This window comes from Sanguibacter gelidistatuariae (assembly GCF_900096585.1).
GTDB classification, from domain to species: domain Bacteria; phylum Actinomycetota; class Actinomycetes; order Actinomycetales; family Cellulomonadaceae; genus Sanguibacter; species Sanguibacter gelidistatuariae.
In genome coordinates, this window is record NZ_FMYH01000010.1 from 23,947 (window position 1) to 37,948 (window position 14,002).

General features: G+C 69.3%; 14 protein-coding genes and 3 tRNA genes. 4 read left to right on the forward strand and 13 right to left on the reverse strand.

The window, feature by feature from the left end; genetic code table 11:
* The first annotated feature begins 142 nt into the window (after positions 1 to 142).
* Positions 143 to 1,222 (forward strand): LacI family DNA-binding transcriptional regulator, encoded by a 1,080-nt coding sequence (locus BLQ50_RS16915; RefSeq protein WP_093186294.1) that lies wholly within the window; start codon positions 143 to 145, stop codon positions 1,220 to 1,222.
* Positions 1,223 to 1,382: 160 nt separating this feature from the next.
* On the opposite strand, the gene BLQ50_RS16920 is transcribed toward BLQ50_RS16915, so the two are convergent.
* The 6 genes from BLQ50_RS16920 to BLQ50_RS16945 form a co-directional block, all read right to left on the reverse strand.
* Complete coding sequence (locus BLQ50_RS16920; protein ID WP_093186296.1) at positions 1,383 to 1,814, reverse strand: MaoC family dehydratase; 432 nt, start codon at positions 1,812 to 1,814, stop codon at positions 1,383 to 1,385.
* Positions 1,811 to 2,323 (reverse strand): FAS1-like dehydratase domain-containing protein, encoded by a 513-nt coding sequence (locus BLQ50_RS16925; protein ID WP_093186299.1) that lies wholly within the window; start codon positions 2,321 to 2,323, stop codon positions 1,811 to 1,813. The genes BLQ50_RS16920 and BLQ50_RS16925 overlap by 4 nt, the downstream gene beginning before the upstream one ends.
* Positions 2,324 to 2,348: 25 nt before the next feature.
* Positions 2,349 to 2,516, reverse strand: coding sequence for a 50S ribosomal protein L33 (rpmG, locus tag BLQ50_RS16930; RefSeq protein ID WP_093186302.1), 168 nt, complete (start codon positions 2,514 to 2,516; stop codon positions 2,349 to 2,351).
* 84 nt (positions 2,517 to 2,600) lie between these two features.
* A tRNA-Met gene (locus BLQ50_RS16935) sits at positions 2,601 to 2,677 on the reverse strand.
* A 64-nt stretch (positions 2,678 to 2,741) separates the two neighbouring features.
* Positions 2,742 to 2,813: transfer RNA gene (locus BLQ50_RS16940), tRNA-Thr, on the reverse strand.
* Positions 2,814 to 3,127: 314 nt separating this feature from the next.
* Positions 3,128 to 3,209: transfer RNA gene (locus tag BLQ50_RS16945), tRNA-Tyr, on the reverse strand.
* Positions 3,210 to 3,444: 235 nt separating this feature from the next.
* Here BLQ50_RS16945 and rarD point away from each other — a divergent pair.
* The 3 genes from rarD to BLQ50_RS16960 all read left to right on the forward strand — a co-directional run bounded on the left by rarD (position 3,445) and on the right by BLQ50_RS16960 (position 5,789).
* Positions 3,445 to 4,359: an EamA family transporter RarD gene (gene rarD, locus BLQ50_RS16950; protein WP_093186304.1), complete on the forward strand. Its 915-nt coding sequence runs from the start codon at positions 3,445 to 3,447 to the stop codon at positions 4,357 to 4,359.
* 138 nt (positions 4,360 to 4,497) lie between these two features.
* Positions 4,498 to 4,992 carry a YajQ family cyclic di-GMP-binding protein gene (locus BLQ50_RS16955; RefSeq protein WP_093186307.1) on the forward strand — a complete coding sequence of 165 codons (495 nt, stop codon included), beginning with the start codon at positions 4,498 to 4,500 and terminating at the stop codon, positions 4,990 to 4,992.
* Positions 4,993 to 4,994: 2 nt separating this feature from the next.
* Positions 4,995 to 5,789 (forward strand): HAD family hydrolase, encoded by a 795-nt coding sequence (locus BLQ50_RS16960; protein ID WP_093186309.1) that lies wholly within the window; start codon positions 4,995 to 4,997, stop codon positions 5,787 to 5,789.
* A 24-nt stretch (positions 5,790 to 5,813) separates the two neighbouring features.
* Here the strand turns inward: BLQ50_RS16960 and htpX are convergent, their stop codons facing one another.
* The 7 genes from htpX to BLQ50_RS16995 all read right to left on the reverse strand — a co-directional run bounded on the left by htpX (position 5,814) and on the right by BLQ50_RS16995 (position 13,826).
* Positions 5,814 to 6,689: a zinc metalloprotease HtpX gene (htpX, locus tag BLQ50_RS16965; protein ID WP_093186503.1), complete on the reverse strand. Its 876-nt coding sequence runs from the start codon at positions 6,687 to 6,689 to the stop codon at positions 5,814 to 5,816.
* Between the two features lie 147 nt (positions 6,690 to 6,836).
* Positions 6,837 to 8,219 carry an FAD-dependent oxidoreductase gene (locus tag BLQ50_RS16970; protein ID WP_093186312.1) on the reverse strand — a complete coding sequence of 461 codons (1,383 nt, stop codon included), beginning with the start codon at positions 8,217 to 8,219 and terminating at the stop codon, positions 6,837 to 6,839.
* A gap of 165 nt (positions 8,220 to 8,384) precedes the next feature.
* Complete coding sequence (locus BLQ50_RS16975) at positions 8,385 to 8,861, reverse strand: hypothetical protein (protein ID WP_093186315.1); 477 nt, start codon at positions 8,859 to 8,861, stop codon at positions 8,385 to 8,387.
* Positions 8,861 to 9,556, reverse strand: a complete 696-nt coding sequence (locus BLQ50_RS16980; RefSeq protein ID WP_093186318.1) for an FHA domain-containing protein — start codon at positions 9,554 to 9,556, stop codon at positions 8,861 to 8,863. Before BLQ50_RS16980 ends, BLQ50_RS16975 begins: the two co-directional genes overlap by 1 nt.
* Positions 9,557 to 9,662: 106 nt before the next feature.
* Entirely contained in the window at positions 9,663 to 11,258 is a 1,596-nt protein-coding gene (locus tag BLQ50_RS16985; RefSeq protein WP_093186321.1) for a serine/threonine-protein kinase, read from the reverse strand.
* Positions 11,255 to 12,946 carry an FHA domain-containing protein gene (locus BLQ50_RS18725; RefSeq protein ID WP_093186323.1) on the reverse strand — a complete coding sequence of 564 codons (1,692 nt, stop codon included), beginning with the start codon at positions 12,944 to 12,946 and terminating at the stop codon, positions 11,255 to 11,257. The genes BLQ50_RS16985 and BLQ50_RS18725 overlap by 4 nt, the downstream gene beginning before the upstream one ends.
* Positions 12,947 to 13,001: 55 nt before the next feature.
* Positions 13,002 to 13,826, reverse strand: coding sequence for a PP2C family protein-serine/threonine phosphatase (locus tag BLQ50_RS16995; RefSeq protein ID WP_093186506.1), 825 nt, complete (start codon positions 13,824 to 13,826; stop codon positions 13,002 to 13,004).
* Positions 13,827 to 14,002: the final 176 nt, after the last annotated feature.

Here is a 14,002-nt window from a genome sequence, read left to right on the forward strand (position 1 = left end):
GCCTTGATGCGGATTCCTCGTCTTCGAATCGATTCGATTGCCCCCACGACTGGATCGAATCGTTTCGAGGCTGAGTAACAATTGTCGGGTACGCTGACGGTGTCCGTCAATTGAGAATCTGGAACGAAAATGTGAGGTTGACGTGTCGGCACACAGACCGACGCTCGCGAGCGTCGCGGAAGCTGCTGGAGTATCGCTGTCCACAGCCTCGCTCGCCTTCGCGGCTTCCGGACCCATCGCGGAGAAGACCCGCGCCAAGGTCCTCGCCGCAGCCGCCGACCTCGGCTACCGCGGGCCCAACCCGCTCGGCCGCCAGCTCCGCTCGGGCCGCTCGGGCATCGTCGGTGTGGTCATCGGCGACCAGCTGCGTCGCAGCTTCCGCGATCCCGTCTCGGTCCAGGTCCTCGACGGCCTAGCCAGCACTCTCGGCGCCCTCGGCCTGGGCATCCTGCTCATCCCCGGCACACCGCCGGTCGACGGGCGCCGCGTCGTCGCTCCGCTCGTCGAGACCGCCGGCATGGACGTCGCCATCCTCATCTGGGGCGTGCACGCCAACGACCCCACGCTGGACGCGCTGCAACGCCGCGGCGTCCCGGTCGTCGTGGGCGAGGGCCATCCGGTCGAGGGAGCCCCGCTGGTCGGCATCGCCGACCGCGCCGGGACCGCCGAGCTCGGCCGCTACCTGCTCGGCCTGGGACACGAGCGCTTCGGTGCCATCACCCTGCCCTTCGGGTTCACCCGCCGCTCGGGCGAGGTCGATGCCACGGGACTGGCCGACTGGACCCCGACCAAGCATCGCCTCGAGGGCCTCACCGATGCCGGGATCACCCCGGTCATCTGCTGGGAGGCCGAGGCATCCCTCGTCGAGCACGGCCACGCCGCTGCCCTGGCCATCCTCTCCCCCGAGCGCTTCCCCGACCCGTCCCAGCGCCCGACGGCGATCGTCGCCCAGTCCGACCTGCTCGCGGCGGGCGCGATCCTCGGCGCCCGCGAGCTGGGTCTGCGGGTCCCCGAGGACGTCTCGATCGCGGGCTTCGACGGGCTCGACCTGCCGTGGCTCGGGGCGGACGTGCTCACGACCGTCAAGCAGCCGCTCGCCGAGAAGGGTGAGGCCCTGGGCCGCGCCGTCGCGGCTCTGCTCGCGGGCGAGGTGCCCGGCGTGACGATCCTCGACGTCGAGCTCGTAGTCGGCACGACGACGGCAGCCCCCCAGAAGTTCTGACCCCGGCCCGGCCCGGTCCGGCCTCGAACTCGTAGACGGGCCGCCGAACTCGTGAGCCACCGGCATCTGCGCGCGAGAAACCGTCCTAGCTCACGAGCTCGGCGAGCGGCTCACGAGTTCGGCGGAGGCGCTGCGGGTAGGGAGGGGCTACGGGTGGCGCTCAGAGCGCGACGACGGCCTGGGACTTGCCGAGGACGCGTGCGCCCTCGAAGGTGACCGTGAGGTCCACCCGGACCCGGGCGGCGTCGAGGTCGATCACGCCGATCACGCCGGACACCTCGACGATCGCCTCGCCCGGGTTCGGCACCGCGACCGGCCGGGTGAAACGCGCCTGGTAGTCGACGACGGCCCCGGGATCCCCGGCCCAGTCCTCGACGAGGGCCACCGCGGCGCCCATCGTGAACATGCCGTGTGCGATCACGCCGGGCAGACCGACGCCCACGGCGAAGGAGTCGTTCCAGTGGATCGGGTTGAAGTCGCCGCTCGCACCGGCATAGCGGACCAGGCGGGCCCGGTCGACGACCACGCTGCGGGAGCCGATCGTGTCACCGACGGAGAGCGTCGTGATGTCGGGACGGACTGAGCTGCTCACAGGCCTTCTCCTCGCACAGCGAGCGTCGACGTGACCGTCGAGACGAGCTCGGTGGCCGGCGCGTCGTCGGGCTGCCCGGTGGCGGGCTTGCCTGCGGCGTCGGGCTGGGCCAGGGCGTAGATGTCGCAGCGGGTCGTGACCATGGCCAGACCGGCGCGCTCGGTGATCGAGACGACCGTGAGCACGGTGACGAGCTCGTCACCGGCGTGGATCGGGCGGTGGTGGACGAAGCGCTCGTCGGCATGCACGACGCGCGTGAAGTCAACGCGGGCGGCCGGGTCTTCGATGTACTGCGCCTCGGTTCGCTGGGCGACGATGACCGCGAAGGTCGGAGGCGCGATGAGGTCCGGATAGCCCAAACCCCGCGCAGTGTCCACAGAGTGGTGCGCGGGGTGGGTCGAACCTGTGGCAGCGGCGAACTCGCGAATCTTCTCCCGACCAACCGAGTACGGGGCGTTGGCCGGATACTCGCGCCCGACGAAGTCGAGGTTGACGGAGGAAGACGTCATCGCTGCTGCGGACTGACCGTGACGGTCAGCGAGTCTCGCGGTGGGCGTTGTGCTTGCCACAGCGCGGGCAGTACTTCGCCAGCTCGAGACGGTCGGGAGTGTTCCGACGGTTCTTCTTGGTGATGTAGTTGCGCTCCTTGCACTCAACACATGCAAGCGTGATCTTCGGGCGAACGTCAGAACTCTTAGCCACGGTCGTGCCACCTCTCGCGCCGCCGGGGCGCTACATACTTCGTTGACGCGCACCGCCGGTCGGCGCACGCAGTGTTGCCAGTGCTGGTAGCGGGGGCGGGGCTCGAACCCGCGACCTCACGATTATGAGCCGTGCGCTCTGACCAACTGAGCTACCCCGCCGCATCGATGTTCAGCGACCGGCGTGAGGTAAATATTCCCACGCCGACCGGCGTCGCACCAACAGAGCCCCCGATGGGAATCGGACCCATGACCTCAGTCTTACCAAGACTGCGCTCTACCACTGAGCTACGGGGGCAGCGCGGAAAACGATACATCCATGTGGGCTGGTTCATGAAATCGGCTCCCGGGGGAGCTGATCTCGGCCCTGCGATCCGCGACGCGCCAACGATACACGAGCCGGAGCCCCCCACAGGCCACCCGTCCACCTCGCCCCGCCGCCGCCCCGCCGCCCGCGCTCGAGCGCACCAACCGCCCCGCTGAGTGCGGCCGAATGGTTGCTCGATGTCCGATTTGGGCAGCCGTTCGGCCGCACTCAGCGGGGTGTGGGGTGCGCCACGTTGGGCATCTGGGAAGCACAAAGGGCGCCATCCGATGGATGGCGCCCCGTTGTGGCAGCTGAGGGATTCGAACCCACGTAGCATTACACGGCAGATTTACAGTCTGCTCCCTTTGGCCGCTCGGGCAAGCTGCCTAGCTTCTCCCCCAGATCTGCGTCGACGGCGCGAGCCATCAACCCGATCTGCAGGAGCGAGACTACGATACAAGACAGACCGGGTGATCGGAAATCGACGCGCTGTGACGGCGCCGACCGCGCATCTCTCGCCCATCCGTCTGCCAGCACAGGTTCCCCTGCGTCGTACGGTTGCCTCGTGCCGCCGACCACCCCCACCCCGTCCTCCCATGCCTCGACCGCTCCACCCAGATCGATGCGGTGGGGCCTCACTCTCGGCATCGCCTGCTACACCATGTGGGGCGCGCTCCCCCTGTATTTCCCGTTGCTCGAGCCGGCCGGAGCCCTCGAGATCATCGCGCACCGCATCGTGTGGAGCCTGCTGTTCTGCCTGGTCCTCCTGCTCGTGACGCGCCAGTTCGGCGCCTACGCCACGGTCCTGCGCTCGGGCCGGCTCATGGCCGCCCTGTCCGTCGCCGCGGTCCTGGTGGCCGCGAACTGGGTCATCTACGTCTACGCCGTGACGTCCGAGCACGTCATCGACGCCTCGCTCGGCTACTTCATCAACCCCTTCGTCACGGTCCTGCTCGCCGTGCTTGTCCTCAAGGAGCGCCTGCGTCCTGCCCAGTGGGTCGCACTGGGCTTCGGCCTGGCGGCGGTCGCCGTCATCACGATAGGCATGGCCGCGGTGCCGTGGTTGTCACTGGGACTCGCCCTGACCTTTGGGTTCTACGGCCTGATCAAGAACCGCGTCGGCCGGGACGTCGCGGCCGTCCCCGGGCTGGCCGTCGAGACGACGGTGCTCGCCCCGGTCGCGGCGGGCTACCTCGTCTGGCTGGCCGCCCAGGGCACGAGCACCTTCCTGCAGGACGGCGCGGGGCACGCCCTGCTGCTCGCGTCGTCGGGCATCGTGACGGCGCTGCCGCTGCTGTGCTTCGGTGCGGCCGCACGCATCCTGCCGCTACGCGTCGTCGGCATGCTCCAGTACATCGCCCCGGTCCTGCAGTTCCTCGTGGGGGTGCTGGTCTTCCACGAGCACATGCCGCCCCTGCGCTGGGTCGGCTTCGCCCTCGTCTGGGTCGCCCTGATCATCCTCACGCTGGACGCCCTGGCCGCCCTACGAGCCACCCGACTCCCCCGCCCAACTCACCACCCCGCCCCCACCCGCTGAGTGCACGAAAAAGCGTGTCGCATCGGCGTGTCGCGTACAAAATCGTGCACTCAGCGGAGGGGGCGGATGGGTGGGGCGCGGGCGTGGATCGGATACGGTGGGATCAGCCCATTTCTACAGTGCGACAGGAGACCTATCGTGGCTGACTCATCGATGGACATTGTGAGCAAGGTCGACCGCCAAGAGGTCGACAACGCCCTCAACCAGGCGGTCAAGGAAGTATCCCAGCGCTACGACTTCAAGAACATCGGCGCCTCGATCGCGTGGAGCGGCGAGAAGATCCTCATGATCGCCAACTCCGAGGAGCGCGTGCTCGCGATCCTCGACGTGCTCGAGACCAAGCTCATCAGGCGTGGCGTGTCGCTCAAGCACATCGACGTGCCCGAGAACGGCCCCCAGATCTCGGGCAAGGAGTACCGCCTCGAGGTCAGCCTCAAGGAGGGCCTCGCCGGCGAGAACGCGAAGAAGGTCACGAAGATCATCCGCGAAGAGGGCCCCAAGGGCGTCAAGACGCAGATCACGGGCGAGGAGGTGCGTGCAACCAGCAAGTCCCGCGACGACCTCCAGGAGATCCAGGCCCTGCTCAAGGGTGCCGACCTCGACTTCGCGGTCCAGTTCACCAACTACCGCTGACGGTGGCGACCCCGCGGGTCGTCGCGACCGACCTCGACGGCACGCTGCTGCGCAGCGACGGCTCGCTCTCGGCCCGGACCCGCGGCGTGCTCGCCGGCCTCGACGACCGCGGCATCCAGGTGGTCTTCGTCACCGCCCGTCCCCCGCGATGGCTCGATGCCGTCGCCGACGCGGTGGGCGGGCACGGCCTGGCGATCTGCCTCAACGGCTCGTGCGTCGTGGAGGTCGCGACCGGTGCGGTGTCCCAGGTGCGCGGCTTCGACGCCGCGACCCTGACCGCCGTGATCTCCGACCTGCGCAGCGCGCTGCCCGGCATCGCGCTTGGCCTCGAACGGCCCGACGGCCCGATCTTCGACCCGCACTACGCGTCAGACCACCACGCGCCGCCCAGCGCGCCCCACGCGGCCGTCGAGGACCACCTGGACGCGCCGGTGGGCAAGCTCCTCGCCCGGCTGGGCACGATGGCACCCGATGCCTTCTTCGCCGCCGTCGAGCAGGTGATCGGCCCCCGCGCGCAGCTGGCGTACTCGGGGGCGATCGGGCTCGCGGAGATGACCGCGCCCGGGGTGAGCAAGGCCGCCGCGCTCGCGCGCTGGTGCGCCGCCCACGACGTGTCCGCCGCCGACGTCTGGGCCTTCGGCGACATGCCGAACGACCTGCCGATGCTCACCTGGGCCGGGACGTCCTTCGCGGTCGCGAACGCCCATGACGACGTCCTGGCCGCCGCCACCCGCGTCACCGCCTCGAACGACGACGACGGCGTCGCCCGGGCCCTGGAGGGACTGCTCGCCCCGTAGCGGGCGGCTGTCCTGAACAGCGACTCAGCTCAGCGGCGAGCCCGGCAGCCCGGCCATCCGCTCGAGGCGGTTGATCCGCTCGGCCATCGGCGGGTGCGTGGAGAAGAGCTTGCCCATGCCGCCCCCGCGGAAGGGGTTGGCGATCATCATGTGCGAGACGTCCACGAGGTCCTGGTTCTGCGGCAGCGGCGTCCGCTGTGTGCCGGCCTCGAGCTTGCGCAGCGCGGAGGCCAGCGCGAGGGGGTCCCCCGTGAGCCTGGCGCCATCCTCGTCCGCGTCGTACTCCCGGGTCCGGGAGATCGCCAGCTGGATGACGGTCGCGGCGACCGGCGCGAGGAAGGCCATGAACAGGGCAGCCAAGGGGTTGCCCCCACGATCGCGGTTGCCTCCGAAGAACATGAGGAACTGCGCCAGGGCAGTGATGATCCCGGCGAAGGCGGCCGCGATCGACGACGTGAGGATGTCGCGGTTGTACACGTGCATGAGCTCATGGCCGAGCACCCCGCGAAGCTCCCGCTCGTCGAGGATGGCCAGAATGCCCTCGGTGCAGCACACGGCCGCGTTCTTGGGGTTGCGTCCGGTCGCGAAGGCGTTCGGCGCGGGCGTCGGGGAGACGTACAGGCGGGGCATCGGCTGGCGGGCCGCGGTCGAGAGGTCACGGACGATCCGGTACATGACCGGCTGCTCGATCTCGCTCACCGGCCGCGCGTGCATGGCCCGGATCGCGAGCTTGTCGGAGTTCCAGTAGCCGTAGGCGGTGCCGACCAAGCCGATCCCGGCGAACAGCACGAGCATCGACGAGCTGCCGCCACCCACGACGGCCCACAGGCCCAGCAAGAAGGCCCACATCACTCCGAACAGGACCACGGTCTTGAGCCCGTTGAAGTGCTTGTGTCCCACGAGCACCGTCCCTCCACCTCGCGCGCCGGGAGAATCTCATATTCTCGGCGGACGACGCGCATCTGCCCAGTTCAACGCACGAACCCCCGTGAACGTTCCCGATTCACCGATACTCACAGGGGTTCTTCAGTGCGCTCCGAGCAGTGACTACTGAGCGGCTCCGCGGGAGATCGCGATCATCTCGTCGCGGGCGATGACCTTGACCCGCGCACGACCCCGCGCCTCGCCGAGGGCACGCTCATGGGCGTCGAGCAGCTCCCAGCCGGACCACTCGATGACCTCGACGCCGCGCTCGGCGAGGAAGCTCGTGATGGCGCTCGGGTCGGGCTGACCGGCCGAGGCGAAACCGGCCTGGTTCTGAGCGTCCTCGACAAGGTTGCGGATCGTCTCGGCGGCGTCAGACTTCGTGTGACCGATGAGCCCGACGGGCCCACGCTTGATCCAGCCGGTGCAGTACACCCCGGGGACCTGCTCGCCATCGATGTCGATGACCCGACCCTCGACGTTGGGGATGACGCCCTTGCGGTCGTCGAAGGGCAGCTCGGGCAGCGGGGAACCGAAGTAGCCCACCGCGCGGTACACGGCCTGGACGGGCCAGTCGTGGAACTCCCCGGTTCCGGAGACCGTGCCGTCGCCGTTGAGCTTGGTGCGCTCGGTGCGCAGCGCGTCGACCGCGCCGTCGCCGTCGGCGTCGACGATCTCGGACGGGGCGTGCAGGAAGTGCAGGTGCAGCCGGCGCGAGGCCGAGAACGTCGCCGGGTCGTTGAGCGTCCAGTCAGTGAGCGTCTTGACGACTTGCTTCGTCTGGTTGGACGAGCCGATCGCGGCGATCGAGCCCTCGTCGAACTCGAAGTCCTCGGGGTAGACGATCACGTCGAGGTCGGGCACGTGGCCGAGCTCACGCAGCTCGAGCGGGGAGAACTTCACCTGAGCCGGTCCGCGACGGGCGAAGACGTGCACGTCGGTCACGGCCGAGTCCTTCAGGCCCGCGTAGACGTTGTCGGGGATCTCGGTGACGAGCAGGTTGTCCGCATTCTTGGCCAGCACCCGGGCGACGTCGAGGGCAACGTTGCCGGCGCCGATGACCGCGACCTGCTGCGCGTGCAGCGGCCAGGTCGTCGGCACGTAGGGGTGCCCGTCGTACCAGGAGACGAAGTCGGCCGCGCCGTAGGACCCCTCAAGCTCGGCGCCGGGGATCGTCAGCGCCGCGTCGGTGAACGCGCCGGTCGAGAAGATCACCGCGTCGTAGAACTCGCGCAGGTCGTCAAGCTTGAGGTCGATGCCATAGTCGACGTTGGAGAGCAGCCGGATGTCACCACGCTCGAGGATCTTGTGCAGCGCGGTGATGATCTGCTTGATCCGCGGGTGGTCGGGGGCCACGCCGTAGCGGACAAGTCCGAAGGGGGCCGGCAGCCGCTCGAAGAGGTCGATGGAGACGTCGAGATCCGTCTTGGACAGGATGTCGGCGGCGTAGATGCCGGCCGGGCCGGCCCCCACGATGGCCACGCGGAGTTGACGGTCAGTGCTCACGGAATTTCTTGCCTTCCGGTTGGAGTCGGCGGGTGCATCTGGAGTACGCATCTCAAGACTTCTCAAAGTCTAGGCGCATGTGCAAGGGGTCAACATTCCCAAACATCTCGCCCTGTGGATACTCCGTCTTGCTCCGCGGACAACTGTTACCTCCTGTAAATTGGATCAAACCAGGACGAGCGAGTCCTGGATCTCCCGGATCTGGGCAAAAGCCGAGTCGACCTGTGCGCCCGCGCACGTCCCAGTGATCTGCACCACATCGAAGACCGGACCCGCTGAGAGCACACACATCCGCAGGGCCTGCACAAGAGTTCCACCCTTCCCGTCCGAGAAGTAGCCCTCGATCCGCAACCCCGGCGCTCCGAGCAGGTCTGCGGAGTCCTCGCGCAGGGTCTCGGTGAACCGCGGCAGCTCCTTGAGCCGGCGGGTCACCTCCTTCCGGGCGACCGCTACGGTGTGGTCCGCGCCGAAGCGCGTCACCGTGACGAGCACGTTCGGACGGAACTGCCCCTTGGGCACCTCCTGGGCGAGGGCGAGCGGCAGCCCGACTCCCGCGAGCGCCACCCACCCCTCCGGCTGGACGACCTGCAGGCTGGGGTAGGCCGGGAACGCCTCGCTCGGGAAGGTCAGCACCGAGCTCATCAGTCGTCGGAGTCCACGTCGAGCAGCGGCAGGTCGGCCGACGTGACCAGGCGGGAGGTGACGGCGTACTCCACGAGCCGCGCCCGACGGTTCGTGGCGAGCTGCTTAGGCCCCCCACGCAGTCCCTTGACTCCCATCCGGTCGAGCTTGTCGCAGACGTTGTCGAGCTTGCGGTTGAACCGGGTCGTAGCCCACCCCAGCCGCTTGGCCGCCTCGGCGGTCGACGGGATCTCGCTCAGACCGGCGCCGTCACGCTTGAGCATGGGCTCGCACAGCGCGACGATGAGCTGCTTCTGGCTCGTAGTGAAGGAGATCACGCCGATCGTCGTCTCGCCGATGAGCGGGTCGTCCGTCACGACCTCCTCGTACGGAGAGCCTTCCAGGTGCACCAGGAGCTCGTACGTCGTCGGGCCAGCCGTAAACACGATCGTGGTCGTCTTGAAGACGATCGGCAGGCGGTTGCCCGGGGAGAGCCAGGACTGCACCCCACCGCTCGCGTCGCACACCGTCACCGAGATGAGGGACCCGATGTTGGACAGCCACCAGATCCCGTCCGTGTAGGAGATCCGCAGGAACCGGCGGTGCAGGTACGGGTTGTCGTCGACGGACAGGTCCGCATCACGGCCGATGTCGAAGGGCTCGTCCAGGCTCGGGCGGAACCACTCGCCGCAGTAGTCGATCGCGAGTTCTGTCATCGCTTCACAGCTCCTTCATCCGCACCGCGCGCTGCGGCACCTCTTGCCCGGGCGGCACCAGCGGGATCCACCGCGCCTGCTCGGAAACTGTATCGAAAGAAACCCGTCATCCGAGGCAGGCCCGGGCCGGTTCCGTCGAGATCCTGCCGTCGCGGACCACGACCACCTCGACGCAGGGGTCCTTGACGTTGAAGGTGTTGACCGAGACGTTGAGCAGGGCGGTCTTGCGGAACGACCCGTCCCCGGCGCGGTAGGCGTAGAAGTCGCCGTCGCGGGGATCGGGGTTCACCCAGGAGAACGTCGCCGCGCTCCCGTCGGCCGTCGGCGTTGCGGCGAGGTCGACGGGCTGGGGCACCCGCGAGGCGCTCAGCTCCATGGTGACCGCGACCAGCCGGTCGTAGATGATGACGCCGCCCGTCACGCCGAGGGCGAGGGCCAAGGCGACGACCACGGCGAGCGGCCGCCGTCGGACCCAGCTCGTCGCGCCCGACGCCGCAGCGGGCCTGGTCGCCCGGCGCAGGTCGGGCGCGGCGTCGGTGAGCGCGGGCGCGGGCGGCGCGACCGCCGGGCGCTGCGGCACGTAGGGGACCCCGTGGATCGAGCCGTAGCTCGTCGAGGTCGAGTCGGAGCCGATCCCCGAGACCGAGTCGACCAGCACCGTGGCGACCGGAGGCTCACGCCGCGGCGCCGCGGCGTGAGCGACGCCGTAGCCGGGATGGAACCGGTCGCTCGCGATCCGGATCCTCGTCCCGCCGTCGACCTCGTCGTCACCCTCACCGCCGCCGGTCTCGTGCCCGTCGGCCGCCGAGATCTCGAAGGCTGCCTGGGAGTCGTTGATGATGTCGATCGGCGTGACCGCGAGGTTCAGGCCCATCTGCACCTGCTGGAGGGCGCGACCCAGGTCGAGCATGCTCGGGTAGCGCTGGTCCGGTTCCTTGGCCATCGCCGCCTCGAGCACCCGCTCGAAGGAGGCGGGCACGTCGCCGCGCTCGAGCGGCGGCAGCGGGGCGCCTGTGATGCGTTCGATCAGCGCGCGCTGGGAATTCACCCCGCCCGGCACCTCGAAGGGCGATCGTCCGGACAGCAGCGTGTACATCGTGGCGGCGAGGGACCAGACGTCGCTGGTCACGCCGCTGCGTGGGGCCGCCGTCAGGTTCTCCGGCGGCGACCAGGGGACGGACATGCCGTCGGCCCCGGCTTCGCTCTGCTCGATGGTCGCCGAGATGCCGAAGTCGGTCAGGGCCGGGTGCCCGTAGTCCGTCACCAGGATGTTGGCGGGCTTGATGTCGCGGTGCACGATCCCGCTGCGGTGCGCGGTCTCGACCGCCCCGGCGATCTGGATGCCGATCCGCAGCGTCTCGGCGATGCCCAGGCGTTCCGTCTTGTACCGGGTGGACAGGTTGGGCCGCGAGCAGTACTCCATCGTCAGGAAGAGTCGGCCGTCCTTGGTGACGTCGGAGTCGAAGATCGTCACGATAGAGGGGTGGCTGGAGACCGTGGCCATCAGGTCGGCCTCGGCCGCGAAGGCCTCCCGGCTCGCGCCCTCGGACCACTGCGGGAGGAGCACCTTGATCGCAACCTGGCGGCGGGGACGGAACTCCTGGTAGAGGAAGACGTCGGCAAATCCGCCCGAGCCGATGAGGCGGAGGTAGGAGTAGCCGTTGATCTCGGGAGGCTGCGAGGGGGGTCGTCTGCTGCTCATACAAGCCCTTGGAAGGACAGCTGGATGCCGTCGCCGAGGTCGACGACGTCACCCTCCGCCACGAGGGTCGCTTCCAGGGGGTGCAGACGACGCGGCGCCTGCCCCGCGCGCAGCAGGGTCGTGCCGTTGACCGTGTCCAGGTCGACGAGCAGCACGTGCCACCCTTCGAGGCGGATCTCCAGGTGAGAGCGGGAGATGTCCTGGCTCGGGCTCGGGACGGTCACCAGTCGCTGGGAGACCGGAGAGCCGGTGGTCTGCGCCTGCGGGAACCGCCCGACGACGATCGGCACGCTGAGCTCGACACGCTCCCCGGTCGAGACGTTGACCCACCCCAACGGGGGCCGCTCGACGAGCTGGGCGTTGGGGCTCAGGCCGCCGCCGCACTGCGCACACGTCATCCGCACCGGCGGGTTCGGGTGCCCGAAGAAGCAGGACCGGGCCAGGATCTCGGTTCCGCGAGGGGCCCGGAACGGTTCCACGGGCAACTGCGCCGGCTGTGACGCAGCCGGAACGGACGACTGCATGGCGACAGGCTGGGGTGCTGCGGGCTGAGGCGCGATCGGCTGGGGCGCGACAGGCGGCGGGGGCGGGGGCACCGGAGGCATGCCTGCGGCGCCATGACCGGCGCTTGGCGACGACGGTTCGGGAGGCGGCGGGGGTGGCGGCATCGAGCTCTTGACCTGGGCGATCGCGGCGGCGAACAGCGTGCTGTCGTCGAAGTCGTCCTCGTCGCCGCCCTCGGTCGAGTCGATCGACTCGAAGGACTCGACAGCTTCGAGCACGGACGGCGCGCCTATCACGGCGTACCCGGGACGACCGTGGACCACGGTGTGCTCGTCGAGGACGGCGTCGTCGTCATCGTCGTCGTCGTCGACCACTGTGACCGGGGCGCCAGGGACATCGGTCGCCTCGTCCGCGTCCCACTCCTCTGGGAACCCAGCGAGCGTTCGTGCAAACTCCGACTCGGCCTGCTGGACGAGGCTGAGCCGGTGAGCCGATGCAGCGGCATCGGCGTCGGCGGTATCGGCATCGGCATCGGCATCGGCATCGGCATCGGCATCGGCATCGGCATCGGATGCTTCGGCCACCGGCACGGACTCGTCGATCGAGGCCACGACGATCGGCGCACCGACGTTCTCGTCGATCTCGCCAGCCGTCTGCACGGTCCACCGCAGCCGATCGACCTGCACGACTCCGTCGGCGATGCTCAGCAGCGCCGCGCCAGCCACGACCGCGTCGTCATCGACCGCGTCGTCATCGTCCGGGACACCATCGGCCGCGCCGGAGGCAAGCAGCTCGAGGCGCGTGACGTCGTGGACGAGCACGTCGACCCAGGTGGTCACCAGGGGGCCGCTGACCAGCTCGGTCCCGACCGGGGTCGTCACCGCGGCGCTGAACGCCCCGCGAACGGCGACCTGCGCCGAACGGCTCGTCAGCACACCGCCACCGGCTGCACCGCCGTCGACCAGCGCGATCGCGAAGGAAGGCAGCGCACGCCACGTGGGGTCGAGGACAGCGGTGACGGTGTCGAGGAGCGTGGCGAGATCACGGGGGCCCGGCGCGTCCGCCGCCTCGATCGCCGTCCACAGTGCAGCGGCAGTCTTGATCCCCACAGACTTGTCGACCATGACGACAAGACCGGGCCGCACCAGGGCGAAGGCCGGTCCGGGCGCATAGTGAATCGACATCTCTACCTCAATCTGCTGGGGGCGGCCGTCGCGCTCTCGCACCGGACACTACCGACTACGCCGTGCGAGCGGAACTTTCCCGGCCGTGGTGGACCATATCGCCCGCCGCCGCGACCCCGCTGATCGCGGGTCTGGCGACGCCCGGCGGGCGCGCCACGTCGACGACCAGGACGGTGATGTTGTCCCGTCCGCCTGCCAGCAGGGCGCTGTTGACCAGCTGGTCGGCGGCCAGCTGGGGGTGCGGCTGGTCCCGCAGGACGCGCGCGATCACGTCCGCGGAGACCTCTTCGGTAAGTCCGTCGGAGCAGATCATCAGGCGCTCCCCCGGAACGATCGGCAGGTACCAGCAGTCCGGTTCCGGCTCGACCATCCCACCCAGGGCCCGGGTGATGACGTGCCTGCGCGCGTAGGTCCGCGCTTCCTCGGGCGAGACCTCGCCCGCGGCGAGCATCTCCTGGACGAGCGAGTGGTCGGTCGTCACCTGAGCAAGCTTGCCCTCGTAGAACCGATAGGTGCGGGAGTCTCCGACGTTGGCGATGAGCCAGCTCGGGACACCGTCACGGCGCACGACGACGGCCCCCGACATGGTCGTGCCCGCGTTCCGTCCGGGTTGGGTCGCGATCCGCGACACCGCGCGATGCGCGTCGCTGACCACGGCGTAGAGGTCGTCCTCGGAGGCATTCTCGGCCTCGCCGATCGAGCACAGCACGGCGACGGCGGTCGCGCTGGCGCGGGCACCTGCCTCGTGGCCGCCCATCCCATCGGCGACGAAGTAGACCCCACGCTCGGCGTGGAAGGCATCCTCGTTGACGCTCCGCCGTCGCCCGGTGTGCGTGGTCGCGCCCCAGCGCAGCGTGGGGAGGGGGTGCCGCTGGTCCACGCGCCCGTCCACCTACCTCTTCTGCTGGGTCTTTGCCGGATCCCGGCGGATCACAGATCCGCATGGCAGGCCGCTCCGCACGTGCGGAGCCACCCGTGCCGCGTTCGTCCGAGCGCGGCGACCGACTGGACTCAGACGCTAGTCGTCTAGACGGCCATCAGCGATGGGGAGTAGTC